Here is a 25724-nt window from a genome sequence, read left to right as displayed (position 1 = left end):
AACCTTGAGCGGCGGCTGGCCGACTGAAACGCGAATGAGGCGGGAGATGGAACCGCATAGAGTGTCATGGGTGTTCATCAGGCGTTCCCTCCGACCAGAATGCTGTCAACCTTGAGCGGCGGCTGGCCGACCGAGGCGGGAATGGATCCGGAAACCGAGCCGCACATGCCGGCGGAGAGGGCCAGATCGCGCCCCACCATGGAGATCTCCTTCAATACCTGCGGGCCGGTGCCGATCAGGGTGGCCGACTTGAGGGGCCGGGTGATCCTGCCCCCCTCGATGAGGTAGGCCTCCTGCACGTTGAAGTTGAACTCGCCGGTACCGGGCTGCACAGAGCCCCCCCCCATCCGCTTGGCATAGATGCCGTGCTCCACGGTTGCCAGCATGTCGTCGAGGCTGTAGTTGCCCGGTTCGATATAGGTGTTGCGCATGCGGGAGGCAGGGGCGAACTTGTAGGATTCCCGGCGCCCGGAACCGGTGCGGGCGTAGCCGGTGCGAAGGGCCCCCATTCTGTCCACCAGGAAGCCGGTCAGCACGCCGTCCTTGATGAGCTGGGTGTGCTGGGTCGCCATTCCCTCGTCATCGACGTTGATGGAGCCCCAGGCGTTGCCCTGCAAGCCCTCGTCCACCGCGCTGACCGCGGGGTTGGCGATGAGCTGGCCCATCTTGTCGTGGAACACGGATGCCTTCTTGGCCACCGAGGTGGTCTCCAGCAGGTGACCGCACGCCTCGTGGAAGATGACGCCGCCAAAGCCGCTCTCCATGATGACCGGCAGCTTGCCGCTCGGGCAGGGGGCGGCTCCCAGCTTCACCAGTGCCTGGCGGGTGGCGGTGAGAGCCAGCTCGCGGGGATCGATGCTCTCGGCATGCTCCCATCCCTTCATGGCACCGGGGGCTTCATAACCTACGCTCTGCTCGCCCCCATCCAGGGCGATGGTCTGGGCCATGATGCGGTTGTAGTGGCGGCGATCGCTCACCTGCACCCCTTCGCTGTTGAAGATCTCCACCTCCTGCTCCCAGCCGAGCACGTTGCCCGAGAACTGGCTCACCTTGTCGCTCTCGGCGCGGGCCGCAGCGTCCATGGCATGCAGGTAGGCGATCTTCTGCTCCAGCAGCTTGTCGGCCGACAGCGGCAGAGCGATCGGGTTACGGTCGGTCAGGCGGGTGAAGTCAAAGGCGGTGGCGGTGACCACGGGGTCACGCCTGTCCTTGGCCGCCAGCAGGGTAACGATACGCAAGAGCTCGTTGCGATCGGCCAGGTTGGTGTAGCCGTAGAGCACCTTGTGGCCGTAGCACAGGCGAACGCCGATACCGAAGTCGAGACCACCGCTGATGTTCTCTATCTGGCTGGAGAGCAGGCTGAGCTGGCTGCGGCGCTTGCGCTCCACAAACAGCTCGGCGAAGTCGGCACCCAGCGCCAGCGCGTGATCGAGCACGTCGCGGGCGATGGCGGGGGCCAACAGGGAGAATGAAGTCATAGAATATCCTTTTCTGGTCTGTCCGTTTGCTTCCGACACCCGGCGTTGTGTTGTTATGGGGTGTCGACCTCATTGTTGCAGACCAGAAGCAAAAAGTCGCTATAGCGTCAGCCGATGATACCGAACGAGAAAATCGGTGCGATTTATGCGCCCGGCAGCCCGAGCGCAGGCTACCGACAGGGGAGGTTGGCGCCGCTCATGGCGCTCGCTTGATATGAGGTCGACCCACTGCTCGATGCGGGGTCGATCTGGTCGTCCATTGGCTGGCGTCGTCGAACATCTAGGCGGCCAGGGTCAGAGCAGTTCGTGGATCTCGCTCAGGATCTGGTCGACCCACTGCTCGAGGCGGGGTCGGTCTGGTCGTCCATTGGCTGGCGTCGTCGAACATCTAGGCGGCCAGGGTCAGAGCAGTTCGTGGATCTCGCTGAGGATCTGGTCGACCCACTGCTCGATACGGGACTCGGTCTGGTCGTACTGGTTGGCGTCATCGAGGGCCAGCCCGACGAAGTGGCGGCCATCGTCGATCAGCGCCTTGGAGGCGTCAAACTCGTACCCCTCGTTGGGCCAGTAGCCCACCAGCTTGACCTCCTTGGGGACCAGCTGATCGTGCAGCAGGCCGAGGGCATCCTGATACCACTCCCCATAGCCCAGCTGATCGCCCATGCCAAACAGGGCGATGATGCGTCCCTCCAGATGCAGGTCGGCGATGTCTTCCCAGCGAGACTCCCAGTCCTCCTGCAGCTCGCCGAAATCCCAGGTGGAGATGCCCAGGATCAGGATGTCGTACTCCTGCATGCGGGCGAGGGGCACATCCTTGATGTTGTGGAGATCGACCAGCTCGGGGCCGATGAGGGCGCGGATCTTCTCGGCGGCCATCTCGGTGTAGCATGTGGTGGAGCCATAAAACAAACCTATCTTCATCGCTCTTCTCTTGATCGCAGTCGGCAAGGGGCGTGACCGGCACAGCGGCGCCCGGGGGGAGGGCGCCAGTCTAGCAGATTGCGCCGGGCTCTTCACCGCCTGAGGGGATGTGCAGCCTTGCCTTGCGGCCCGGGTGGGTCGGCACGTTACAATGGCGACCTGTTTCCCTGAGCGCGGCGCACCATGAGCAAAGCAGAATCCCATCCCCTGATAGAGCCGTTTCTCGACGCCCTCTGGCTTGAGCGGGGGCTCTCCGACAACACGGTCAGCTCCTATCGCACCGACCTGGAAAAATTTGCCCTCTGGCTCGATGAGCAAGGCGGTTCCCTGCTGCTGGCGGGGCTGGACGACATCCAGCACTACCTCGCCTGGCGGGTGGACCATCAGTTCGCGGCCAGCAGCACGGCCCGTTTCCTCTCGGCCCTGCGCCGCTTCTACCAGTACCTCAATCGCGAGAAGCTGCGCAGCGACGATCCCACCGTGCTGCTGGAGGGGCCAAAGCTCCCCAAAAAGCTGCCATCGGATCTGAGCGAAGCCGAGGTGGAGGCGCTGCTGCAAGCCCCCCTGGTGGACGATCCGCTGGAGCTGCGGGACAAGGCGATGCTCGAGCTGCTCTACGCCACCGGGCTGCGGGTGTCCGAGCTGGTGGGGCTGACCGCCGAACACGTCAGCCTGCGCCAGGGGCTGGTGCGAGTGGTGGGCAAGGGCAACAAGGAGCGCCTGGTGCCCATGGGGGAGGAGGCGGTGCACTGGCTGGAGCGCTACTACCGGGAGGGGCGCACCCTGCTGCTGGGTGGCACCAGCTCGGACGTGGTGTTCCCCTCCAAGCGGGCCCGGATGATGACCCGCCAGACCTTCTGGCACCGCATCAAGCTCTATGCCCTGAGAGCCGGCATCAGGGGGGAACTCTCCCCCCACACCCTGCGTCACGCCTTCGCCACCCACCTGCTCAATCACGGCGCCGATCTGCGAGTGGTGCAGATGCTGCTGGGCCACGCGGATCTCTCCACCACTCAGATCTATACCCACGTGGCCAACGAGCGGCTCAAGGCACTGCACGGCCAGCACCACCCCAGAGCCTGATCGCCTCACCGGCCTTGCAACAAAAAACCGCCCGAAGGCGGTTTTTTTTCAGCACACGACAGGGAGGAAACGGTTATTTCCCCTGCTGGGATTTCAGCAAGTCGCGGATCTCGGTCAGCAGCTCCTGATCCTTGGTGGGGCCGGCCGGGGCAGCGGCTTCCTCTTCCTGCTTCTTCTTCAGGGTGTTGATGGCCTTGAGCCCCATGAAGATGGCGAAGGAGATGATCAGGAAGTCGATACAGGTCTGGATGAACTTGCCGTAGGCGATGACCACGGCAGGGGCATCCCCTTCGGCGGCCTTCAGGGTCACGGCGAGATCGCTGAAATCCACGCCCCCCAGGATCAGCCCGATGGGGGGCATGATCACGTCTCCCACGAAGGAGGAGACAATCTTGCCAAAGGCGGCACCTATGATGATACCGACCGCCATGTCGATCACATTGCCCCTGGATGCAAAGGCCTTGAACTCTTGAATCAGACTCATTTTTCCCCCTAGAAATGGACAACGTGCCACCTGAGCGCACGTCGATTTGAATAATAAAACATCAGCATAACAGAGGGATGACTAAAGATGTCTCCCGTCGTCCTGATTAGCTTGCGGGGCTCAAGCCCGATTGGCAACCTGTCATCCCGTGATTTTTTCTTGCGGACGATTATTAATCGATCACTAATTAAGGTCTTTGGGAGAGGGAATTGTCTGGGTTACCTTATGAGACCCTTCAATCATGCCAAGTGAATGAGCTGATGCAATATTTACTGCTGGGAATGATGCTGCTGTGCGCTTTTGCGGCCAGCGCGGGGATGGACCCCCATGTGTTGAAACAGACCATAGAGCAGCGCCTCGGTGTGCAGGTCTACCTGGTGGACGAGACCCCCATGCCGGGCCTCTATCTGCTGGGCACGGCCCAGGGACTGCTCTACAGCGATGCCAGGGGAGACTATGTGCTGCAGGGCTCCATGCTGGATCTGGCCCACGACATGAGAAACCTCACCCGGCTCAGCCAGCAGCAGCAACGCAGGCTGGCGCTCTCCCAGATAGGGGAGGCCCGGCTCTGGCTCAAGGCCACCCCTGAACGCCACCGCCTCACCCTGTTTACCGATCTCGCCTGCGGTCCTTGTCGCATCGCGCTGGAGGAGTTGCCCCGTTTGCAGGCGAGGGGCGTGAGCGTGCAACTGCTGCCTGCGCCTGTCGCCGCCTCGGATCAGGCTAGCTGGTGCGATCCCGGGCTGCTGCGCGAACTCAACTTCAGCGATCGTTTGCCTGAGAGCGGCTGTAATGCGATCCTTGCCCATCATATCGGCCTGAGCCAATGGCTCGGGATCAAGGCGTCACCGAGCTGGGTCCTGCCCAATGGCGACCTGGTGCGCGGTTATCAGAGCCCTGAACAACTGCTCAAGATACTGGATCACATCAATGCCCCTGCTAATCCGTCGTCGTCCGCGAGTTGATGATTCTCATCTGCCCGCCACCCTGCACCCGTTGCTTCGTCAAATCTTCGCCAGCCGCGGGGTCGAAGACCCTGCCCTGCTGGAGCGCAGTGCCAACCAGCTGCTGCCGCCCCAGCGCCTGTTCGGCATGGCGCAGGCGGTGCCGCTGCTGGCCGAGGCGCTGACGGCGCAAAAACGCATTCTCATCGTCGGTGACTTCGACTGCGACGGCGCCACCAGCTCGGCGCTGTGCGTGCTGGCCTTGCGCGCCATGGGGGGGCACCACATCGATTTTCTGGTGCCCAACCGTTTCGAGTTCGGCTATGGCCTCACCCCGGAGATCGTCGAGCTGGCGGTGGCCCGCGGCGCCGAGTTCCTGATCACGGTGGACAACGGGATCTCCAGCATCGCCGGGGTGGCGGCGGCCAAGGCGGCCGGCATGCAGGTACTGGTTACCGATCACCATTTGCCGGGTCAGGAGCTGCCTGACGCCGACGCGATAGTGAACCCCAACCAGCATGGCTGCAACTTCCCCTCCAAGTCGCTGGCCGGGGTCGGGGTCGCCTTCTATCTGATGGCGGCCCTCAACACCCATCTGCGCCAGAGCGGCTGGTATGAGCGCCAGGGGCTGCGCGCCCCCAACGTGGCTGATTACCTCGATCTGGTGGCCCTCGGCACCGTGGCCGACGTGGTGGCGCTGGATGGCAACAACCGCATCCTGGTCCATCAGGGGTTGCAGCGGATCCGGGCCGGCCGTTGTCGCCCCGGCATCCAGGCGTTGGTGGACGTGTCGGGCCGCGACGGGCGTCGCCTGTGCGCTGCCGATCTCGGCTTTGCGCTGGGGCCGCGCCTCAACGCGGTGGGCCGGCTCGATGACATGTCCCTCGGGGTCGCCTGTCTGCTCTGTGACGACATCAATCTGGCGCGCCAGTTCGCCTCCGAAATGGACAGCCTCAACCAGGAGCGCAAGGAGATCGAGCAGGGGATGCAGCAGGAGGCGCTCGCCACCCTGGAGCAGATCCGTTTTCGTGACGGCGAGGTGCCCTCCGGCATCGTGCTGCACCGAAACGAGTGGCATCAGGGGGTGGTGGGGCTGGTGGCCTCCAAGGTGAAGGAGAAGTACTACCGCCCGGTCATCGCTTTTGCCGAGAGCAGCGAGACCGAGCTCAAGGGCTCCGGGCGCTCCATCCCGGGGGTGCACCTGCGCGATGCGCTGGAACTGCTCGATACCCGCCACCCCGGCTTGATGGGCAAGTTTGGCGGCCACGCCATGGCGGCCGGGTTGACCCTGCCCAAGGCCAATATCGAGGCCTTCGGGCGGGCTTTTGAGGCGGTCATCGGCGAGCTGGTGACCCCTGAGCTCTTGACCGGGGTGCTGCTCACCGACGGCGAGCTGCTGCCGGACGAGCTCACCCTCGAGCTGGCGGAGCTGATCCGCGCCTCCGGCCCCTGGGGTCAGGCCTTCCCCGAGCCGCTGTTTGACGGCGAGTTCGTGCTGGTACAGCAGCGGCTGGTGGGGGAGAAGCACCTCAAGATGATGCTGACCACGGATTCCGGCCACGCGGTGGATGCCATCGCCTTTGGCGTCGACTTGCAGCGCTGGCCCGATGCCTCGGTGAAGCGGGTGCGGCTGGTCTACCGGCTCGACGTCAACGAGTGGCGTGGCAACCGCAGCGTGCAGTTGTTGGTGGAGCATCTGGAAGCCGCCGGTCTCTGATTCCCGCGAGTCTCTCTTGCTGCCGATGACGGCCACCTCAGGGTGGCCGTTTTTTTATGGTGTGAACCCGGATGTTGTCGTTGACCCGTCTATTGCTTCACAGTTTAAGCTTCCCTTCATCGGGTCACGGACCCCACTGCGAGTCGTTGTCATGAAAATATCCGAACTGGCCCGGCGCTGCGGCCTGGCCCGTTCCACCCTGCTCTATTACGAGAAACTGGGGGTGATTGCGGGCACGAGGGGCGCCAACGGCTATCGCCACTACGACGATGACGATCTGCAGCGGCTGCGGATGGTACAGGCCCTGCAGGCCGGTGGCCTCAGCCTCAAGCAGTGCCTCGCCTGTCTGGCGGGCGAGCTGGAGCAGGCGACACTGGAAGCCCGGGTCAGGGAGCTGGATGAAGAGCTGGCGCGGATGCAACGCGCCCGGGATCTGCTGGCGGATCTCTCCGGTTTGCGTGCGCACTCCGGCGACGAGTTCAAGGCCTGGCAGCGGCAACTGCAGCATCAAGCCCCGCAGGCTTACTTTGCCTGGGTGATGAAGCAGGGATTCAGTGAAAAAGAGCGTTACCACCTGCAGTGGCTCAGCAAAGACATGAATGAACATGAACGTTACATCCGGGATTTCAAGCTGCTGCTGGATGGCATGAGCTATTGGGGGCCGGGCGATAGCCTCTTCACCCAGCAGCAATTTGCCGCGCTGCCCAGCCAGCCTCGTCGGATCCTCGACATGGGCTGTGGGCGTGGCGCCGCCACTCTGGCGCTGGCACAGGTGACGGACGCCACCATCGTGGCCATCGATCTGGACGAGGAGGCGCTGGCCGCCGTGGCGAGATCGGCCAGCGCGGCGGGGCTGAGTCAGGTCACTACCCTGTGCGCCAACATGGCGGCGCTGCCGGCAGACCTGGCCCCCGCCGATCTCATCTGGGCCGAGGGGAGCGCCTACACCATAGGGGTGGCCAATGCGCTCAAAGCCTGGCGGGCGTACCTTGCCGATCCTAATGCCTGCCTGGTGCTGAGCGACCTGGTGTGGCTGACGGACACGCCGCCAGAGGAGGCGCTGGCGTTCTGGCAGCGGGATTATCCCGCCATGCAGGCCCTGGCGGGCCTGCTCAAAACGGTGCAGGAGGCGGGTTATCGCTGCCTGTGGCACACCGAGTTGCCGCAAAGGGCCTGGGACAACTATCTGGATCCCATCGAGCGCAATCTGGCGCGCCACAGTGCCGAGCTGGGGGATAGCCCAGCCTGGCAGGACTTGAGCCGGGAAGTGGCCATCCACCGCCAACACCTGGGCAGCTATGGCTATGTGATCTGCTGCCTGCAGGCAGTCTGATCAGGTCATCCATTGAAAGAGAGCAAACGGAGAAAACCTATGAACATCATCATTCGGCCCGAAACAGGCGCCGATCACGACGCCATTGAAGCGCTGACCGTGGCCGCGTTCCTCAATGCCCCCCATACCGATCACAACGAACAGCTGATCGTGCGTGACCTGCGCCAGGCCGGGGCACTCAGCCTGTCGCTGGTGGCGGAGCTGGAGGGGCGGGTGGTCGGCCACCTTTGCTTCTCGCCGGTCACCATCAGCGATGGCAGCCCGCACTGGTATGGCCTTGGTCCCATTTCGGTCTCTCCTGCGCTGCACGGCAAGGGGCTGGGGTCACGGCTGATGGACGCGGGTCTGGCCGAGCTCAAGGGGATGGGAGCGGCTGGCTGCGTGGTGCTGGGGGATCCCGGCTTCTACGGCCGTTTCGGTTTCGTGCCCGAGCCGGGGTTGACTCTGCCCGGCGTGCCGCCCGAGTACTTCATGACACGCTCGTTCGGCGCTGCCATGCCCAGTGGTGAAGTGTGCTATCACCCGGCCTTTGTGCAGGGGTGAGCCCTCACCTTGAGGAAGATGAAAGTCGCTTTCTCAAGGTGGTGCAACCTTGCCGGTTTTAGGGAATGAGGCGGTGTTTAATATCGCTCCTGTTAATATCTCATGGTGGAAAATGCAATAAGTGACGGTATTGTGATATATTCCACCTGTAATTTTTCTTGACGGACAGCTCCCTTGTCATCCTCTCGCCGCCCCTCGTCATGGCCGATGGTGCTTGCCATCGCCTGCCTTCTCTGGCTTGCCGCTGCGGCGGCGGCAGGGGTCGCTGCAACTAGGGGAATGGAGACGCAAGGGCAGGAGCGGCCGATGCTGTTCCATGAGCCAGCGAACCCGGGGCTTGCCGACAACGTCAGCCTGCCGCCCGCCTCCCAGTGGCGGCTCGGTTTCGAGCAGGGACGGCGACTGGAAGGGGCCGCTCATGCCGAGCTCTACCAGATTCTGCTGGCCTGGTTCCAGCACGAGATCCTCGGCCTGCTCTGCGGCCTGCTGTTTTTCCTGCCTCTCATCTATCTCAGGCAGCGGCCCGACTACTTCGGCGCTCTGCACACACGGCGGCTTCGCTGCCACCACCTGCAATATCGCTTCTGCCAGGGCGACTAGGTTCACCAGCCGGGCGCCCGCCCGTTTGATCCCCGTCATTGAGTACCGCTGACCGGGCTGCTCGGCAGTCTGGCGGCTGCCGTGGTCATTACCGGGTGCTGCGCCAGCTCTCTCTGTAAACGTCATCCGTGACGTCATCTTCGCGACTGGCCGTTGGCCGGGCGCGGACGTGCTCTTATTGCAACCAAGTGGTGAACTCATTCATGGACTATTACGTCAATCTCTTCATCCAGTCGATCTTTGTGGAAAACCTGGCGCTGGCCTTCTTCCTTGGCATGTGCACCTTTCTGGCCGTCTCGAAAAACATCAACACCGCCTTCGGTTTGGGCATGACGGTGCTGGCGGTCATGGTGATCGCCATCCCCCTCAACAACCTGATCTACCGCCATATCCTGCGTCCCGAGAGTACCTTCCTCGGCGAGTTTGATCTGGGCTTTCTCGATTTCATCGTCTATATCGGGGTGCTGGCGGCCCTGGTGCAGGTGATGGAGATGGTGCTGGACAAACATTTCCCGGCGCTCCATCACGCGCTCGGCATCTATCTGCCGCTGCTGACGGTGCATTGCGCCATCTTCGGCGGGGTAATGTTCATGGCCCAGCGGGATTACGACTTCATCGAATCCGTGGTGTACGGGGCGGGCTCAGGGCTGGGCTGGCTGCTGGCCATCGTCGCCATTGCGGGATTGCGCCAGAAGATGAAGTATTCGGATGTGCCCGAGGGGCTGCGGGGTATCGGCATTACCTTCATCGTGGCCGGGCTGATGTCCCTCGGCTTCATGTCCTTTTCCGGCATCTCGCTCTGAGCCATGGGCCGGGTGGTGGCCCAATGAAGGTGCTCAATCCAGACGCTTTGCCATGTTGTAGCCGGTGATGGTGAAGCCCAGCGCCTGATAGAGCGCCAGTGCCCTCGGGTTGTCATGGGCCACCCTCAGCTTGATCTGGTGGATGCCTAGGGGGGCGAGCTGCGCTTCCAGGGCGGCCATGGCTGCCTTGCCGAGGCCGCGACCACGATGGGGCGGTGTCACATAGAAGTCGTAGATGAAGGTGGTGCCGGCGGCGCCGTCGATGGCGTGCCAGAGATAGCCCAGAGGCTCGCCCGGCGCGTTCGAGGCTTCAGGTACCATGGCGAGCAGGTGATGACCCGGGGTGGCGACACCCAGTGGCAGGAGCTGCTGCAACGAGGCGTCGGCCTGACGGTGGGCGTCAGGCAGCGCCATCCCGTGGTTGCTGGCAAGATCCTGGGCGTAATCCTCGATGAAGTAGTCGCGATAGGCGGGAAAGTCTGCGTCACGCAGGGGGATCAGGCGAACGGTGAGAGTCGGCATCCGGCACAGCACTCCAGAGAAGGGGAGTGGCCACGTTACGCCAGAACGGCGCCAATCACAAAGGGACAACCGCTGCCTGCGAGGTGACGGCGATAAAAAAAAGAGCGCCCAGAGGCGCTCTTTTTTCTGCCAGCAGGAAAAGAGGCTTATTTGACCTCTTCCCCCTTGGCTTGCAGGTCTGCGTGGTAGGAGGAACGCACGAAGGGACCGCAGGCGGCGTGGCTGAAGCCGAGATCCATGGCCACATCCTTGAGTTCGTCGAACTCTGCGGGCGGCACATAACGCTTCACCGGCAGGTGGTGGCGGCTCGGTTGCAGATACTGGCCCAGGGTCAGCATGTTGACGCCGTGCTCGCGCAGATCCTTGAGTACCTCGACGATCTCCTCGTTGGTCTCGCCAAGGCCCATCATCAGACCGGACTTGGTCGGCACGTGGGGGTGCATCTCCTTGATGCGGCGCAGCAGCTCCAGGGACCACTTGTAGTCGGCGCCCGGACGGGCAACCCGGTACATGCGCGGGGCGGTTTCCAGGTTGTGGTTGAAGACGTCAGGCGGGGTCTCGCGGAACACCTCCAGCGCCTGCTCCATCCGGCCACGGAAGTCCGGGGTCAGGATCTCGATGCGGGTCTGGGGGCTGTGCTCGCGGATCTCGCGGATGCAGTCGGCGAAGTGCTGGGCACCGCCGTCCCGCAGATCGTCGCGGTCCACCGAGGTGATCACCACGTACTTGAGGTTCATCTCCTTGATGGTGAGTGCCAGCTTCTTCGGCTCCTCCGGATCCAGCGGCAACGGACGGCCGTGGGCCACGTCGCAGAAGGGGCAGCGGCGGGTACAGATGGCGCCCATGATCATGAAGGTCGCGGTGCCGTGGTTGAAGCACTCCGCCAGGTTGGGGCAGGAAGCCTCTTCACACACAGAGTGCAGCTTGTTCTTGCGCAGGGTGCTCTTGATGTGCTCGATCTTCTGGCTCGACGGCGGCAGCTTGATCCGCATCCACTCCGGCTTGCGCAGCACTTCCTCGTTGGGATCCGGCATGAATTTCACCGGGATCAGGGCCATCTTGTCGCCATCGCGCAGCTTGACGCCCGGCTCCATACGAACGGGTTTGCTCATGATTCACTCTCGGTGTTTGTTATTGTCTGGTTGATAGCCACCAGGGTCATCTCTGTGCCCTCATGGCTAGGCAGCATGGGCTTGCTCATGCCGCCTCTTCGGTATTCGTGATCTCTTGGTAGCCAATCAGGCGGGCCAGCTCCGTCACCAGCAGGGACTGTGCCTCGGCGACGCTCTGCGGGCCGCCCAGGGCGCTGGTCTGGGTCATGGCCATACCCGCATAGCCGCACGGATTGATGCGCAGGAAGGGGGTCATGTCCATGTTGACGTTGAGAGCCAACCCGTGGAACGAGCACCCCTTGCGAATGCGCAAGCCCAGGGACGCCAGCTTGGCCTCCATGCCCAGATCGCTCTTCACGTAGACGCCCGGGGCATCGGCCTTGGCGTAGGCCTCGATATTGCTTTTGGCGAGCGTGTTGATGATGGCGGTTTCGAGGCAGGTCACCAGCTCCCGTACAGAGAGCTTGCTGCGGCGCACATCCACCAGCACGTAGAGCACCAGCTGGCCCGGGCCGTGATAGGTCACCTGGCCGCCGCGATCACTTTGCACCACCGGGATGTTGCCGGGGGCGAGCAGGTGTTCGGCCTTGCCGGCCTGACCCTGGGTGTAGACGGGGTCATGCTCCACCACCCAGAACTCGTCCGGGGTGTCGGGGGTGCGATTGTCGGTGAACGCCTTCATGGCGTCCCACACCGGCTGGTAGGGGCGACGGCCCAGCTGTCTGACGAGCAGTTGGCCGGCTGACGGTTGTGGCTCGGCGGGCGTTTCGAGTGACATCTTTCCTCACTGGCGGCGCGGTGTCGGTATGGTCGCCGCTGCGACCGGGCGGCAAATAATCAGTCGCCCCGGTGGCGGGGCGAGAGAGGCAACTTACAGGACGTAACGAACCAGCTCGATCTTGCCAAGGGCGGTATACATGGCCTCGATGTGTTCCTTGCTCTGGGCGGTGACCGTCACCCGTACCGAGTGATAGTTGCCCTTGGAGCTCGGTTGAACGGTCGGGCTGTAGGTGCCGGGAGCATGTTGCTGCAGCACTTCCACCACCATGTCGGGCAGGGCGGGATCGGCCACGCCAAGCACCTTGAACGGGAACTTGCAGGGGAACTCCAGCAGTTCATCAAACTTGGTATTCATCTACTTCACCTTTCTGGGTCGCCGGGAAGCGACGTCATCTTTACGTCTTTGAGGGCCGCCGAAACGGTCCCCTCATCTGCCCCCAGGGGGCAGTTCCCAGTCTATATGGGCATGAGCCGCCTCGGGATCAAGACCCGGCGGTGCGGCAAGACGTGGAAATGCTGCTTTTTACCACAAATCGTCAGTCGGCGGAACCTGCAGATTACAGGGTTATTGACTGGACAGACCGCAAAAGACAGCAGCGGCGCCTGTTGGCGCCGCTGCTTGAGGAAGGGTCTGTTACTTGAACCAGCTGGAGACCAGCATCACCAGGTAATCCCACAGGCGGCTCATCAGGCCACCTTCCTGCACCTCTTCCAGGGCAACCAGGGGAACCTGCTTGATCTCCTTGTCCCCTTGCTTGAGGTACACGGTGCCGACGCGCTGGCCCTTGGCCAGGGGCGCCTTCAGCTCGCTCTCCAGCTGGAAGTCCGCCTTGAGGTTGTTGCCCTGGCCACGGGTGACCAGCACGGAGACGTCCTTGTCGACCCCCAGCTTCACTTCAGACTTGTCGCCCATCCAGATCTTCTGGGTGACCAGTTCGGTGCCCGCCTTGTAGGGGGTCAGGCTCTGGAAGAAGCGGAAGCCGTAGGTGAGCAGCTTCTTGCTCTCGGCAGCGCGGGAGGCCTCGCTATTGGCCCCCATGACCACGGCGATCAGGCGCATGCCTTCGTTGTTGGTGGCGGAAGAGACCAGGTTGTAGCCTACCTGGCTGACGTGGCCTGTCTTGATGCCGTCAACCTGCAGGGATTGGTCCCACAGCAGGCGGTTGCGGTTGTGCTGGGTGATGCCGTTGAACACGAAGGACTTCTGGGAGTAGATCTTGTACTCCTCCGGCTGATCGTGGATCAGAGCCTGACCCAGGCGGGCCATGTCGCGGGCGGTACTGTAGTGGCCCTCTTCATCCAGGCCGTGGGGGTTCTTGAACTGGGAGTCCTTCATGCCGAGCTTGGCGGCCCAGGCGTTCATCAGGCTGGCGAAGGAGTCGGTGCTGCCTGCGAGGTGCTCGGCCATGGCGACGCAGGCGTCGTTGCCGGACTGGATGATGATGCCCTTGTTCAGATCATCGACGGAGACCTGCTTGCCCACCTCGATGAACATCTTGGAGGAGTCGGAGTAGTTCTTGGACCAGGCGTTCTGGCTGATGGTCACCATGTCGGTGCCCTTGATGTTCCCCTTGTGCAGCTCGTCGCCGACGATGTAGGAGGTCATCATCTTGGTCAGGCTGGCGGGGGGCAGACGCTCGTCGGCGTTCTGCTCGGCCAGCACCTGGCCGGAGAAGTAGTCGATCAGAATGTGGGCCTTGGCGGAGATCTCGGGCGCGGCAGGCACCACCATGGGGGCGCTGTTCAAAGTGGGGACCGGCTGGGCACTCGGCAGGGCCGAATCCGGGGTCGGAACAGGCTGGTTGGCCTGAGCGGTGGCGCTTAACAGGGAGGCCAGAATAACGGAGCGGGCAAATTTGGACATCTTGAAATTCCTGGTGCCTGGATGGGATGTACCCAAGTTGAAAAAAAGCGGGCCCCACTATACCAGATGTGCGTGTCGGTCATAGTCCGAGATGCGACCTGGACGGGATTTTATGGGATGGCCCCCGACCTCGCGTCGTATCCCGGCGCGAGGTCGGGGCGGGCATCAGGGCACGATGAAGGCCTGCTCCAACCCACCCTGGCGGATCTGCTCGAGCAGGGGGGCCTGCTTGTCGCTGGCCACGGGCCCGAGCAGGACGCGGAAGACGGCGCCGTGCGCCACCACCTGGTACGGCACGGCATAGCGCTGGGTCATCACCTTGCCCATGGCCTCAGCCCGCGCCTGCGAGCCGCTGGCAAGCACCTGGATCATCTTGCCCTGGGTCGCACCGGCCTTGGGAGGGGAGACGGTGGTGGTCGCCGTGGCGGCAGGAGCAGGAGCAGGAGCAGGAGCAGGCGCGGCCTTGGCCGGTGCCGGTGCCGTGGGGGCTGGCGCCTCGTTGACGAAGGAATTGACGGCTGGCGCCGCAGGCTCCATGGGCGTCATCGGGGTCATGGGGACCATCTCCACCATCTGATCCGGCTGATCGGTGATGAGTTCGAGGCGCACCCGGGCCTCACCCCCTTCCACCATCTCCAGCTGCGCGGCGGCGGCGTGGGAGAGATCGATGAGGCGATCGCTGCCGAAGGGGCCGCGATCATTGACGCGAACTATGGTCTCCAGACCGTTGTCCAGATTGGTGACCCGCACGTAGCTTGGCAGGGGCAGGTTGCGGTGGGCGGCGCTGAACAGGGTGCTGTCCTGCACGTCGCCGTTGGCAGTCTTGTTGCCGTCCAGATCCCGGGAGAGCCAGCTGGCAGTGCCTTCCTCGCTGTAGTGCTTGATGTCGCGCCACACCTCAAACTTCTGCTTGCCGATCCAGTAGTCCCGGTTGCCGCTCTCGCTCATGGGTTCGGGGCGGGGAATGGCGCCGGTCGCTTGGGGGATCTCGATGACCTGGGGCTTCTCCTGGGGGACGGGCTCTGGCGGCAGCGGCTGGGGTTCGGGTTGGCTGCTACAGGCGGCCAGCAACAAGGTCAGGCTGAGGGGAAGAAGTTTGTGGCTGTAATGCATAAGCGTCCTGGATTGCTTGACTGAGTTGATGCACCGCCATCGCATAGAGAGGGCTGCGATTGTAGCGGGTGATCACGTAAAAATTGTGGCGCGCGACCCAGTATTCCGGTCCTTCGGCCTGCTCCATCGCCAGCAGTTTTACCGGCGTCTCGGGTGACGGCGGTGTGGCGACTTCAATGCCCGCAGCGGCCAGCTCTGCCCAGCGGTGTCTTAGCTCGGGCTCGGGTGCAAGCAGGGTACCTACTGGCGCCAATCCGATCAAGGCGGGCTCCACCACCGGCTCGCCCCAGCGCCAGTGGTGCAGGGCGAAGTAGTTGGCCACGCTGCCGATGGCATCTGCCGGGTTGGCGAAGAGATCCCGCTTGCCGTCTCCGTCGAAGTCGACCGCGTAGTGGCGGTAGCTGGAGGGCATGAACTGGCCCATGCCCATGGCGCCGGCATAGGAGCCCTTGAGATTGGTGAGCGGCCACTTCTCTTCCCGGGCAAGCAGCACCAGCTGGGCAAACTCCTTGGCGAAGAAATCCGCCCGTTCTGGGTAGTGGAATCCCAGGGTGTAAAGGCTGTCGAGCACCGGATGGCGGCCCATCTGTCGACCGTAAAAGGTCTCGATGCCGATGATGGCGACGATGAGGGAGGCGGGGACCTGGTAGGTCTGCTCGGCCCGTGCCAGGGTGGCGGCATGGCGCTGCCAGAATCCCACTCCGTCCCGGATGCGCTCCGGGGTGACGAACAGCGGCCTGTAGCGGTGCCAGGGCTTGGCTTCCCAGGGGCGGCGGATGGTGTCCAGCACCTCCTGGCGCAGGCTGGCCTGGGCGGCGGCGGCCTGCAACTCTGCCAGCGGCACCTGCTGCTGCTCGGCCAGCAGGCTGAGCCGGGTCGGCGAGACGGCAGCACCCGCCGTCAGGGTGCACAGAGATAGAGCCAGCCAGCCGAGCCGCATCAGGCGAGCAGCCGCCTGTGGGTCTGGATGGACATCAGAACGCCGAAGCCCGCCATCAGGGTCACCATGGAGGTGCCGCCGTAGCTCACCAGTGGCAGGGGAACCCCTACCACCGGCAGGATGCCGCTTACCATGCCCATGTTGACGAATACATAGACGAAGAAGGTCAGGGTCAGGGCGCCCCCCAGCAGGCGTTCGAAGCTGTTCTGGGCCTGCATGGAGATAAACAGGCAGCGGCTGATGATGTAGAGGTAGATGACCAGCAAGAGGGCCACTCCCACCAGACCGAACTCCTCGCTGAATACGGCGAAGATGAAGTCGGTGTGGCGCTCTGGCAGGAATTCGAGCTGGGACTGGGTGCCTTGCAGCCACCCCTTGCCGAACACGCCGCCGGAGCCGATCGCAATCTTGGACTGGATGATGTGATAGCCGCGACCGAGCGGGTCCTTCTCCGGGTCCAGCAGCATCAGCACCCGCTGGCGCTGGTAGTCGTGCATCAGGAAGAACCAGAGTACCGGCATGAAGGCGCAGATGAGCAAGACCGCGAGCCCGATGAGCCACCAGCTGATCCCCGCCAGGAAGATGACGAAGAAGCCGGAAGCGGCCACCAGGATGGAGGTGCCGAGATCGGGTTGGGCCGCGATCAGCAGGGTGGGCAGCAGCACCATCACCAGGGCGATCATCACATGGCTGAACTTCGGCGGCAGGGAGTGCCGGCTGAGCCAGGCGGCCACCATGATGGGCATGGAGAGTTTCATCACCTCGGAGGGCTGGAACTTCATGAAGCCGAGATCGAGCCAGCGCTGGGCCCCCTTGCCGATATGGCCGAACACGTCCACCGCGATGAGCAGCAGCACCACCACCGCAAACAGGGGCACCGACCAGCGGGCATAGAGGGAGGGCGGCAGCTGGGCCATGCCGATCATCAGACCGAAGGCCAGGGCGCCGCGCACCAGCTGGCGCACGATGGAGTCGAGATCCTGGCCCGAGGCGGAGTAGAGCACCACCATGGAGAGGGCCATCAGGGTCAGCAGGCCGAGCAGCAGCGGCAGGTCGATGTGCAGCTTGTACCAGATGCTCTGCTGGCGGGCAGAATTACTCATTGGGAAACGACCTCGCTCGGTTGGGACGGCTTTTCCGGTGCCGGTGGCAACTGGGGTTCCGGCGGCAGCAGATAGGCATCCAGCATGTGGCGGGCAACCGGTGCCGCCATGGCGCTGCCGCCCCCGGCGTTCTCCAGCACCAGGGCGACCACTGCCTTGGGTGCCTCGAAGGGGGCGAAGGCGACGAACAGGGCGTTGTCGCGGTGCTCCACCTTGGTGGTGGCCGCGTTGTAGACCTGGTTCTCCTTGAGGCCCACCACCTGGGCGGTGCCGGACTTGCCCGCCGCCTTGTAGGGGGTATTGGCGAAGGCGCGGCGCCCCGTCCCTTCGTGGCCGTTGATGACGCGCCACATGCCGTCCTTGGCCACCTGCCAGTAGGTATCGCTCTTGGCGGCGATGGCCACGTTCGGGTTGATGGGGGCGTTGACCACGCCATCGGAGGAGGCGGTGCTCTTGAGGAGGTGCGGCGTCACATCGTGACCGTTCTGGGTCAGGATGCTGATTGCCTTGGCGAGCTGGATCGGGGTGGCGCTCCAGTAGCCCTGGCCGATGCCGATGGAGATGGTGTCCCCCTGGTACCAGGGTTGACGCCAGCGGGCCATCTTCCAGTCCCGGGAGGGCATGACGCCCCGGGTCTCTTCATAGAGGTCCACGCCGCTGTACTGGCCGAAGCCGAACTTGGTCATGTAGCTGTTGATCTTGTCGATGCCGACCCGGTAGGCGAGATCGTAGAAATAAGTGTCCGCAGACACTTCGATGGCGCGATAGACGTCGAGCCAGCCGTGGCCCCAGCGGCGCCAGTCCCGGAACTTCTTGGTGGTGCCCGGGATGGAGAAGCTGGGCCCGCCGAAGTAGCGGTAATTGGGGGTGATCGCCCCCTCATTGAGCCCCATCACCGCCATCATGGGCTTGACGGTGGAGGCGGGGGCATAGATGCCCTGGGTGGTGCGGTTGACCAGCGGCCGGGCGGGATCGTTGAGCAGCGCCGAGTAGTTGGCGCTGGAGATGCCGGTCACGAACAGGTTGGGGTCGTAGCTCGGGCTCGACTCCATGGCCAGGATGGCGCCGGTGTTGGGTTCCATCATCACGATGGCGCCCCGGCGGCCGGCCAGCAGCTCCTGGGCCTTCAACTGCAGGCGGATGTCGATGTTGAGGTAGATGTCCTTGCCGGGCTCGGGGGGCTGGAATTTCAGGGTGCGCACCACCCGGCCGCGGTTGTTCACCTCGACCTCCTGATAACCCGCCACGCCGTGCAGCTGATCCTCGTAGTACTTCTCCACCCCCTGTTTGCCGATGTCCTTGGTGGCGGCATAGTTGGCGAGCTTCTCCTCCTTCTCGAGGCGCTCCACGTCACGGGTGTTGATCTTGGCCACGTAGCCCAGGGCATGGGTCAGGGTATCGCCGAACGGGTAGTAGCGCTTGAGGTAGGCCTCGATGCTGGCCCCCGGGTAGTTGTGCTGGTTGACCGAGAAGAGGGCGACCTGGTATTCGGTCAGCTTCTCGAACAGGGGCACGGGCTTGAAGCGGCGCTGACGCTTGACCTCGGCCAGGAACTTCTCCTTGGTCCCCTCCGGCAGGGCCAGCAGGGTGATGAGGTCGTCCGCGGTCTTCTCCAGGTTCTCGGTCTCTTCGGGCACGATCTCCAGGCTGTAGACAGGGCGGTTTTCCGCCAGCAGGACACCGTTGGCGTCGTAGATGAGACCACGGGGCGGCGCCACCGGCACCACACGGATGCGGTTGTCGTTGGATCGGGTCTGATAGGTTTCGTAAGACTCTACTTGCAGGTAGTAGAGGTTAGCCAGCAGCACCAGCATGAGGGTGACCATGCCGATGTAGGCGACCAGGGTGCGCCGGAAGAACAGACGTCCCTCGGCACTGTGATCGCGCATTTCAATGCGATTCTTCAGCATGCCGTTACCTTGTGGCTGACGTGCGGGTGAGAGAGGAGAAATGCATGCTCAGGGTCGGCATGGGTCACTCTCTGTGATAAGGGTGATTGGTGGTGATGCTCCAGGCGCGGTAGAGGCTCTCGGCCACCAGCACCCGCACCAGGGGATGGGGCAGGGTCAGGGGCGAGAGCGACCAGCTCTGCTCGGCAGCAGCCTTGCACTCGGGGGAGAGCCCCTCCGGGCCACCCACCAGCAGCGCCACGTCCCGGCCATCCAGCTTCCAGGCTTCCAGTTGCACGGCGAGCTGCTCCGTGGTCCAGGGCTTGCCCGGAATGTCCAGGGTCACGATGCGGGAGCGGCCGGCGGCGGCCAGCATGGCTTCCCCTTCCTTTTGCAGGATGCGGGGAATGTCGGCATTCTTGCCGCGCTTACCTGCGCCGATCTCGACCAGTTCGAACGGCATGTCTTTGGGGAAGCGGCGACGGTACTCTTCGAAGCCATGCTCTACCCAGGCAGGCATCTTGGTGCCCACGGCAATCAACTGGATCTTCATCTTTGGTTACGCTGTCGCCCTTTATTGCGAATTGACCTGGGCGGCGCCGCTCCAGAGTTTTTCCAGCTGGTAGAAGTCGCGGTACTCATCCTGCATCACGTGGACGATGACCGACCCCATGTCCACCAGCACCCACTCACCGGTGAGTTCCCCTTCCACGCTCAGCAGGTCGAGTCCCGCATGACGGGCCTCGCTGGCGAGGTTGTGGGCGATGGCACTGACGTGACGATTGGAGTTGCCGGAGCAGATGATCATGGTGTCCGTGATGCTGGATTTGCCGCGCACATCGAGGGTGATGATGTCGCGGCCTTTCATGTCATCGATCTTGTCGACGATAAAGGCGAGCAATTCTTGGCCTTGCAATGTCTTCTCCTATCTTCCGGCGCCAGAGGGCGGCGGATTATATCATGGTCACTCCCGTTTCCCAGCCTGGCAAAGGGAGCATCGCCCGGGGAGCCGTCCCGTGGGGGAGGGGCCCCTTGACGATCACTATAGTGTGCAACCCGGCCTGGCAATAGTCAGGGCCGGGCCCGGTGCGCCCGGACGTGTCGGCTGACCCGCCTGCGTGGCGCCGTTTACTGCGTTGCCGATGAGCGGTAGAGCCCGTGGCGCCGGATATAGTCGGCGACCGGGTTGGGCAGCAGGTATTTGGGATCCTGGCCTGCCGCGAGCAGGGCACGCAGGCGTGTGGCCGACAGCTCGACGGGCAGGTTGTCACAAAGCCAGACATGACCGTGGCGCTGGCGATGGAGAGCCCGAATATCCCGGGTCTGGTGGCGGGCCAGCAGCTCGGCAACCTGGACGGGATAATCCGGTTGCCAGCCTGGGCGGCAGCTCACCACCAGATGGGCGTAATCGAGCAACTCCTGCCAGCGGTGCCAGCCTGGCAGGCCGAGCAGGGAATCCATCCCCATCAAAAAGCAGAGCGGGGTGTCCGGCCGCTCGCTCCTCAACTCGACAAGGGTGTCGATGGTCCAGGAGGGAGTGTCGCGTTTCAGCTCCCGCTCATCCACCACGAATCCCGGGTTGTCCGCCGCAGCGAGCCGGACCATGGCGAGCCGCTGCTCGCTGGAGCAGAGCGGATTGGCCCGGTGGGGCGGGATATGGTTCGGGAGCAGGCGCACCTCGGCCAGACCCAGGGCGTCCCGGGCCTCGATGGCGGGCCTCAGGTGGCCGATGTGAATGGGATCGAAGGTGCCGCCGAGGATCCCGATGGGCGCTGTCAGCATGATTCCGTCTCCAGCAGGGGGAGCGGGGTACCGTCACGAAAGCCGAGGGCGATGGTTTGCAGCATCAGCCAGGCCTGCTCGGTGTCGAAATGGCGCTGGGCATGGTCCAGCTGAGCCATCAGTTGCCAGAGCTGCCGGATCTTGGGGAAGGGAAGCCGGGTCAGCGCCTGCTGGATGAGTTGCTGGCGACTCTGCCAGATGCGCAGGCGGCTGAAATGCTCCACCAGGGGCTGTCCGGCGCGGGCGGCCAGCGCCAGCTCGGTGAGCTGCTCCAGTTCGCGGCACAGGGTCCAGGCCAGCATGCCGGGTTCGGTGCCCTCGGCGCGCAGGGCCAGCAGGATGCGCTGGGCCCGGTTCACCTTTCCTTCCAGCAGGGTATCGACGAGCTGGAAGGGGGTGAAGTGGGCGTGGCGGATGATGGTCTCCTGCAGATAGGCGACGCTGATGGGCTGGGGCGGGGAGAGCAGGGTCAGCTTCTCGATCTCCTGGCTCGCGGCCAGCAGGTTGCCCTCGTAGGCGTGGCACATGAAGTTGACCGCATCCGGCAGTGCCTTGAGGCCGAAGCGCTGAAAACGGGCGCTCATCCAGCGCGGGAAGAAGCGGGGCTCGGGGTGGTTGACCGGCACATAGGTGCCGCTCTGGCTCAGCTTGTCGAACCAGGCCGCCTTCATCTGGGTCTGGTTGAGGCGGGGGCCCGAGAGCACCAGCAGCAGGTCGGGGTGGAGCTGCTTGCCAATGTCGCTGATGCGGGCGGCGAGATCCTTGTCGATCTTGGCGGGCAGCTCCAGCTCGATGATCTGGCGGGCCGAGAACAGGCTCATGGCCTGGCAGGCATCGTAGACCTGGTTCCAGTCCAGCCCCTGTTCCACCACGAAGCTGTGGCGTTCATCGAAGCCCTGTTTGCGTGCCACCTGACGCACGGCGTCGACGGCTTCCAGCTTGAGCAGGGGCTCGTCCCCGAAAATGAGATAGCAGGGCTTGAGCCCAGCCTTGAGATGGTCCGCGAGTTGTTCAGGGTAAATCCGCATCAGAACCTGGCCTGGTTGAGGGGGAAGGATTCACGGTCGATGGCTTGCTCATTCTTGAACAGGGGATCGTCCCCAAAAATGAGATAGCAGGACTTGAGCCCTGCCTTGAGATGGTCCGCGAGTTGTTCAGGGTAAATCCGCATCAGAACCTGGCCTGGTTGAGGGGGAAGGATTCACGGTCGATGGCTTGCTCATTCTTGAACAGGAAATCGTCCCCAAAAATGAGATAGCAGGGCTTGAGCCCTGCCTTGAGATGATCCGCAAACTGCTCGGGATAGACTCTCATCAACACCCTCTCATCAAGATACGCGCATCAGAACTTGACCTGACTGAGCTGGCGAATAACCAGGTTGGCGGCCTGCTCCTGCATCTCCTTGCCCAGCTGCTCCTGCTCGCGGGAGGAGGCGAGTGCCGCATCCGGCTTGTTCAGGAAGCTGCGGTTGAAGGTGATGGGGAAGACCTGGGTCGGTTTTCCCGGCATGACCACGGTGAACTGGGTGCTGTAACTCAGCAGGTATTCGCGGTCCTGGCCGATGGAGTCGACGGAGGCGACCTGGCTGCGGCTACGTACCCCGGCCAGGGTCAGCACCGGGATGCCCTCCTTGTCGGCGAGCTGCACGCCAGCGGCCTTGAGGCGGGTGGTGACCAGTCGGTAGAAGTCGCTCTTGTTGTCACCGACCACTTTCATGGTCATCAGTTCGGGGGGAATGGCGGTGCCCCGCATCTGAAAACCGCAGGCCTGCAGCAACAGTCCTGCCAGCACGATGGCCATCCAGCGCGTGAAGATGGTGCCCATAAAAAATCCTCTTTGCATGAAGGGAAGAGCGGCGGGCGCAGGGCCCGCCGTCATCATCCGTGTGTCGTCAGCCCCTGGCCCGGACCGTCGGCCGCCGCCAGGGGAGGCGTCATCAGTTGGCCACGATGTTGAGCAGTTTGCCCGGCACGTACACGACTTTGCGCACGGTCAGACCGTCGGTGAACTTCTGTACGGACGCATCGGCCATGGCCAGCTTCTCGACGTCGGCCTGGCTTATCTCGGCCGGCACGGTCAGCTTGCCGCGCATCTTGCCGTTGATCTGCACCACCACCAACTTCTCGGTCTCGACCATGGCCGCTTCGTCAGCCACCGGCCAGGCCGCGACATCGATGTCCCCTTCCTTGCCCAGCATTTTCCACAGCTCGAAGCCGATGTGCGGGGTGATGGGGTAAAGCATGACCACGACCGCTTCCAGCGCTTCCTGCATCAGGGCGCGATCCTGAGCGTCGCTGCCCAGTTTGGCCAGGTTGTTCATCAGCTCCATGATGGCGGCGATGGCGGTGTTGAAGGTCTGACGGCGACCCACGTCGTCGCTCACCTTGGCGATGGTCTTGTGCAGCTCGCGGCGCACGGCTTTCTGGTCGCTGGTGAGGGCGGCGACGTCCAGTGCGGCAACGGCGCCACCGGATACGTGCTCGAAGGTGATGCGCCACAGGCGACGCAGGAAGCGCTGGGCACCCTCTACGCCGGAGTCGGACCACTCCAGGGTCATCTCGGCCGGGGAGGCGAACATCATGAACAGACGGACGGTATCGGCGCCGTAACGCTCCACCATCAGCTGCGGGTCGATGCCGTTGTTCTTGGACTTGGACATCTTGGTCATGCCGGAGTGGATCACTTCACGACCCTCAAGGTCGACCGCCTTGGTGATGCGGCCCTTGTCGTCACGCTCCACCTTGACGTCGAGGGGGCTGACCCAGACGTTGCCGCCCTTCTCATCCTTGTAGTAGAAGGCGTCGGCCAGCACCATGCCCTGGCAGAGCAGGCGCTTGAACGGCTCGTCGCTGTTCACCAGGCCCGCATCGCGCAGCAGCTTGTGGAAGAAGCGGGCGTAGAGCAGGTGCATACAGGCGTGCTCGATGCCGCCGATGTACTGATCCACCGGCAGCCAGTGGTTGGCAGCCGCCGGATCCAGCATGCCCTTGTCGTAGTCCGGGGAGCAGTAGCGGGCGTAGTACCAGGAGGACTCCATGAAGGTGTCGAAGGTATCGGTCTCGCGGAATGCTTCCTGGCCGTTGTAGGTGGTCTTGGCCCACTCGGGGTCGGCCTTGATGGGGCTCTGGATGCCGTCCATCACCACGTCTTCCGGCAGCAGTACCGGCAGTTGATCTTCCGGGGTCGGCACCACGGTACCGTCCGCCAGGGTCAGCATGGGGATGGGAGCGCCCCAGTAGCGCTGACGGGAGACACCCCAGTCGCGCAGACGGTAGTTGACGGTGCGCTTGCCCTTGCCGAGCCCTTCCAGCTTGTTGGCGATGGCATCGAAGGCACCCTGGAAGTCGAGGCCGTCGAACTCGCCGGAGTTGAACAGCACGCCCTTCTCGGTATAAGCCGCTTCGCTCACGTCGACGTCACCATCAACCGGCTTGATGACAGGCTTGATCTCGAGGCCGTACTTGGTGGCGAATTCGTGGTCACGCAGGTCGTGACCCGGTACCGCCATCACGGCGCCGGTGCCGTAGTTCATCAGCACGAAGTTGGCGACCCAGACCGGCACCTTGCGGCCATCCAGCGGGTGAATGGCGTAGAGGCCGGTGGCCATGCCCTTCTTCTCCATGGTGGCCAGTTCAGCCTCGGCTACCTTGGTGTTCTTGCACTCTTCGATGAAGGCGGCCAGCTCCGGATTGTTCTGGGCTGCTTGCAGCGCCAGCGGGTGACCGGCGGCGATGCCCACATAGGTCACACCCATGAAGGTGTCCGGACGGGTGGTGTAGACCTCGAGGTGCTCGGCCTGACCGTCGATATTGAAGCTGATGTTGACCCCTTCGGAGCGGCCAATCCAGTTGCGCTGCATGGTCTTGACCATTTCCGGCCAGCCTTCCAGATTGTCGATATCGTTCAGCAGCTCTTCGGCGTAGTCGGTGATCTTGATGAACCACTGGGGGATCTCTTTCTGCTCCACCGGTGTATCACAGCGCCAGCAGCAGTTGTCAACAACCTGCTCGTTGGCCAGCACCGTCATGTCGTTCGGGCACCAGTTGACGGAGGAGGTCTTCTTGTAGACCAGGCCCTTTTCGTAGAGCTTGGTGAAGAACCACTGCTCCCAGCGGTAGTAGTCCGGCTTGCAGGTGGCCAGCTCCCGATCCCAGTCATAGCCCAGACCCAGCATCTTCAGCTGGTTCTTCATGTATTCGATGTTTTCGTAGGTCCAGGGGGCCGGCGCCGTGTTGTTCTTGATGGCGGCGTTTTCTGCCGGCAGGCCGAAGGCGTCCCAACCGATGGGTTGCAGCACGTTCTTGCCATTGAGCCGTTGATAACGGGAGATCACATCACCTATGGTGTAGTTGCGAACGTGCCCCATGTGTAGACGACCAGACGGATAGGGGAACATGGAGAGGCAGTAGAACTTTTCCTTGTCTACTTTCTCCACCGCCTTGAAGGTTTTCTTGGCATCCCAGTGCTTCTGCACTGCTGGTTCTATGGATTGGGGAACGTATTGCTCTTGCATTGGTGACATCCGGATCTGTGAAATGAATAGATAAAACGGCTGGGAAATCCCGATAGAATACCCATATCCTGCGGCGGCAACAACCGCCAGCATCCGCCCGGTCTCGGGCCAGGTCCGGTACCCGCGAGGATTTGCAGAGCCGCAAGAGCCGCGAGAGTCGCAATGAAGTGAGAATGGCAACCGCCGCCCGTGTCCGCCGA

The 25724-nt window shown here is 63.2% G+C and carries 25 protein-coding genes and 2 pseudogenes; 7 read left to right on the top strand and 20 right to left on the bottom strand.

The features are described from left to right. Window positions 1–77: 77 nt before the first annotated feature. Window positions 78–1478: a TldD/PmbA family protein gene (locus AB5Y50_RS20210; RefSeq protein WP_045525639.1), complete on the bottom strand. Its 1401-nt coding sequence runs from the start codon at window positions 1476–1478 to the stop codon at window positions 78–80. 402 nt (window positions 1479–1880) lie between these two features. Next, a complete protein-coding gene (gene fldB, locus AB5Y50_RS20205) occupies window positions 1881–2399 on the bottom strand; it encodes a flavodoxin FldB (protein ID WP_045525638.1) in 519 nt (172 codons plus the stop codon). A 183-nt stretch (window positions 2400–2582) separates the two neighbouring features. Here fldB and xerD point away from each other — a divergent pair, with 183 nt between their 5' ends. After that, window positions 2583–3482, top strand: a complete 900-nt coding sequence (xerD, locus tag AB5Y50_RS20200) for a site-specific tyrosine recombinase XerD (RefSeq protein WP_042014490.1) — start codon at window positions 2583–2585, stop codon at window positions 3480–3482. Between the two features lie 73 nt (window positions 3483–3555). Here xerD and mscL read toward each other — a convergent pair whose 3' ends face one another. Next, entirely contained in the window at window positions 3556–3966 is a 411-nt protein-coding gene (gene mscL, locus AB5Y50_RS20195) for a large-conductance mechanosensitive channel protein MscL (protein ID WP_010673746.1), read from the bottom strand. Window positions 3967–4226: 260 nt separating this feature from the next. Between mscL and AB5Y50_RS20190 the strand changes: the two genes are divergently transcribed. From AB5Y50_RS20190 to nqrE, 6 genes are all read left to right on the top strand, one after another. Next, window positions 4227–4931 (top strand): disulfide isomerase DsbC N-terminal domain-containing protein, encoded by a 705-nt coding sequence (locus AB5Y50_RS20190; RefSeq protein ID WP_180911425.1) that lies wholly within the window; start codon window positions 4227–4229, stop codon window positions 4929–4931. Further along, complete coding sequence (gene recJ / locus AB5Y50_RS20185) at window positions 4897–6627, top strand: single-stranded-DNA-specific exonuclease RecJ (RefSeq protein WP_180911426.1); 1731 nt, start codon at window positions 4897–4899, stop codon at window positions 6625–6627. Before AB5Y50_RS20190 ends, recJ begins: the two co-directional genes overlap by 35 nt. 151 nt (window positions 6628–6778) lie before the next feature. Beyond that, window positions 6779–7960, top strand: coding sequence for a MerR family transcriptional regulator (locus AB5Y50_RS20180; protein ID WP_180911427.1), 1182 nt, complete (start codon window positions 6779–6781; stop codon window positions 7958–7960). Window positions 7961–7999: 39 nt separating this feature from the next. Then, window positions 8000–8503 (top strand): GNAT family N-acetyltransferase, encoded by a 504-nt coding sequence (locus tag AB5Y50_RS20175; protein ID WP_264818455.1) that lies wholly within the window; start codon window positions 8000–8002, stop codon window positions 8501–8503. A 174-nt stretch (window positions 8504–8677) separates the two neighbouring features. Beyond that, window positions 8678–9103 (top strand): hypothetical protein, encoded by a 426-nt coding sequence (locus tag AB5Y50_RS20170; protein ID WP_368163230.1) that lies wholly within the window; start codon window positions 8678–8680, stop codon window positions 9101–9103. Between the two features lie 203 nt (window positions 9104–9306). After that, window positions 9307–9906 carry an NADH:ubiquinone reductase (Na(+)-transporting) subunit E gene (gene nqrE / locus AB5Y50_RS20165; RefSeq protein ID WP_052816016.1) on the top strand — a complete coding sequence of 200 codons (600 nt, stop codon included), beginning with the start codon at window positions 9307–9309 and terminating at the stop codon, window positions 9904–9906. Between the two features lie 33 nt (window positions 9907–9939). On the opposite strand, the gene AB5Y50_RS20160 is transcribed toward nqrE, so the two are convergent. From AB5Y50_RS20160 to leuS, 17 genes and pseudogenes are all read right to left on the bottom strand, one after another. Then, complete coding sequence (locus AB5Y50_RS20160) at window positions 9940–10428, bottom strand: GNAT family N-acetyltransferase (RefSeq protein ID WP_010673753.1); 489 nt, start codon at window positions 10426–10428, stop codon at window positions 9940–9942. A 146-nt stretch (window positions 10429–10574) separates the two neighbouring features. Continuing rightward, the gene (lipA, locus tag AB5Y50_RS20155; RefSeq protein WP_039041111.1) at window positions 10575–11540 is read right to left on the bottom strand and encodes a lipoyl synthase; all 966 of its coding nucleotides are present in this window, start codon (window positions 11538–11540) and stop codon (window positions 10575–10577) included. Window positions 11541–11625: 85 nt separating this feature from the next. After that, the gene (gene lipB, locus AB5Y50_RS20150; RefSeq protein WP_010673755.1) at window positions 11626–12318 is read right to left on the bottom strand and encodes a lipoyl(octanoyl) transferase LipB; all 693 of its coding nucleotides are present in this window, start codon (window positions 12316–12318) and stop codon (window positions 11626–11628) included. A gap of 93 nt (window positions 12319–12411) precedes the next feature. Further along, on the bottom strand, window positions 12412–12675 hold the full coding sequence (gene ybeD / locus AB5Y50_RS20145; protein ID WP_010673756.1) for a DUF493 family protein YbeD: 264 nt from the start codon (window positions 12673–12675) through the stop codon (window positions 12412–12414). A gap of 279 nt (window positions 12676–12954) precedes the next feature. Beyond that, window positions 12955–14184 carry a D-alanyl-D-alanine carboxypeptidase family protein gene (locus AB5Y50_RS20140; RefSeq protein WP_039041110.1) on the bottom strand — a complete coding sequence of 410 codons (1230 nt, stop codon included), beginning with the start codon at window positions 14182–14184 and terminating at the stop codon, window positions 12955–12957. A 165-nt stretch (window positions 14185–14349) separates the two neighbouring features. Continuing rightward, entirely contained in the window at window positions 14350–15297 is a 948-nt protein-coding gene (locus AB5Y50_RS20135; protein WP_264818457.1) for a septal ring lytic transglycosylase RlpA family protein, read from the bottom strand. Beyond that, the gene (gene mltB, locus AB5Y50_RS20130) at window positions 15239–16237 is read right to left on the bottom strand and encodes a lytic murein transglycosylase B (protein ID WP_180911429.1); all 999 of its coding nucleotides are present in this window, start codon (window positions 16235–16237) and stop codon (window positions 15239–15241) included. Before mltB ends, AB5Y50_RS20135 begins: the two co-directional genes overlap by 59 nt. Beyond that, complete coding sequence (gene rodA / locus AB5Y50_RS20125; protein ID WP_010673760.1) at window positions 16237–17340, bottom strand: rod shape-determining protein RodA; 1104 nt, start codon at window positions 17338–17340, stop codon at window positions 16237–16239. The genes mltB and rodA overlap by 1 nt, the downstream gene beginning before the upstream one ends. Next, window positions 17337–19250 (bottom strand): penicillin-binding protein 2, encoded by a 1914-nt coding sequence (gene mrdA, locus AB5Y50_RS20120; RefSeq protein ID WP_010673761.1) that lies wholly within the window; start codon window positions 19248–19250, stop codon window positions 17337–17339. Before mrdA ends, rodA begins: the two co-directional genes overlap by 4 nt. 64 nt (window positions 19251–19314) lie before the next feature. Then, window positions 19315–19782 carry a 23S rRNA (pseudouridine(1915)-N(3))-methyltransferase RlmH gene (gene rlmH / locus AB5Y50_RS20115; RefSeq protein ID WP_005298242.1) on the bottom strand — a complete coding sequence of 156 codons (468 nt, stop codon included), beginning with the start codon at window positions 19780–19782 and terminating at the stop codon, window positions 19315–19317. A gap of 21 nt (window positions 19783–19803) precedes the next feature. Continuing rightward, window positions 19804–20145, bottom strand: coding sequence for a ribosome silencing factor (gene rsfS / locus AB5Y50_RS20110; protein WP_010673762.1), 342 nt, complete (start codon window positions 20143–20145; stop codon window positions 19804–19806). Between the two features lie 212 nt (window positions 20146–20357). Beyond that, window positions 20358–21011, bottom strand: a complete 654-nt coding sequence (gene nadD / locus AB5Y50_RS20105; protein WP_180911430.1) for a nicotinate-nucleotide adenylyltransferase — start codon at window positions 21009–21011, stop codon at window positions 20358–20360. Then, entirely contained in the window at window positions 21005–22039 is a 1035-nt protein-coding gene (gene holA / locus AB5Y50_RS20100) for a DNA polymerase III subunit delta (RefSeq protein WP_039041105.1), read from the bottom strand. The genes nadD and holA overlap by 7 nt, the downstream gene beginning before the upstream one ends. Window positions 22040–22074: 35 nt before the next feature. Next, window positions 22075–22182 (bottom strand): annotated as a pseudogene (locus tag AB5Y50_RS20095) (DNA polymerase III subunit delta); the annotation flags it as partial. A gap of 35 nt (window positions 22183–22217) precedes the next feature. Beyond that, window positions 22218–22325: pseudogene (locus AB5Y50_RS20090) on the bottom strand (DNA polymerase III subunit delta); the annotation flags it as partial. A gap of 27 nt (window positions 22326–22352) precedes the next feature. Then, window positions 22353–22835: an LPS assembly lipoprotein LptE gene (gene lptE / locus AB5Y50_RS20085; protein WP_010673765.1), complete on the bottom strand. Its 483-nt coding sequence runs from the start codon at window positions 22833–22835 to the stop codon at window positions 22353–22355. Between the two features lie 112 nt (window positions 22836–22947). After that, window positions 22948–25524 (bottom strand): leucine--tRNA ligase, encoded by a 2577-nt coding sequence (gene leuS, locus AB5Y50_RS20080; RefSeq protein ID WP_128314042.1) that lies wholly within the window; start codon window positions 25522–25524, stop codon window positions 22948–22950. Window positions 25525–25724 lie beyond the last annotated feature (200 nt).

The organism is Aeromonas sp. s6, assembly GCF_040907815.1.
In the GTDB taxonomy this organism is placed as follows: domain Bacteria; phylum Pseudomonadota; class Gammaproteobacteria; order Enterobacterales; family Aeromonadaceae; genus Aeromonas; species Aeromonas caviae.
This window is presented reverse-complemented; position numbering and strand designations above follow the sequence as displayed.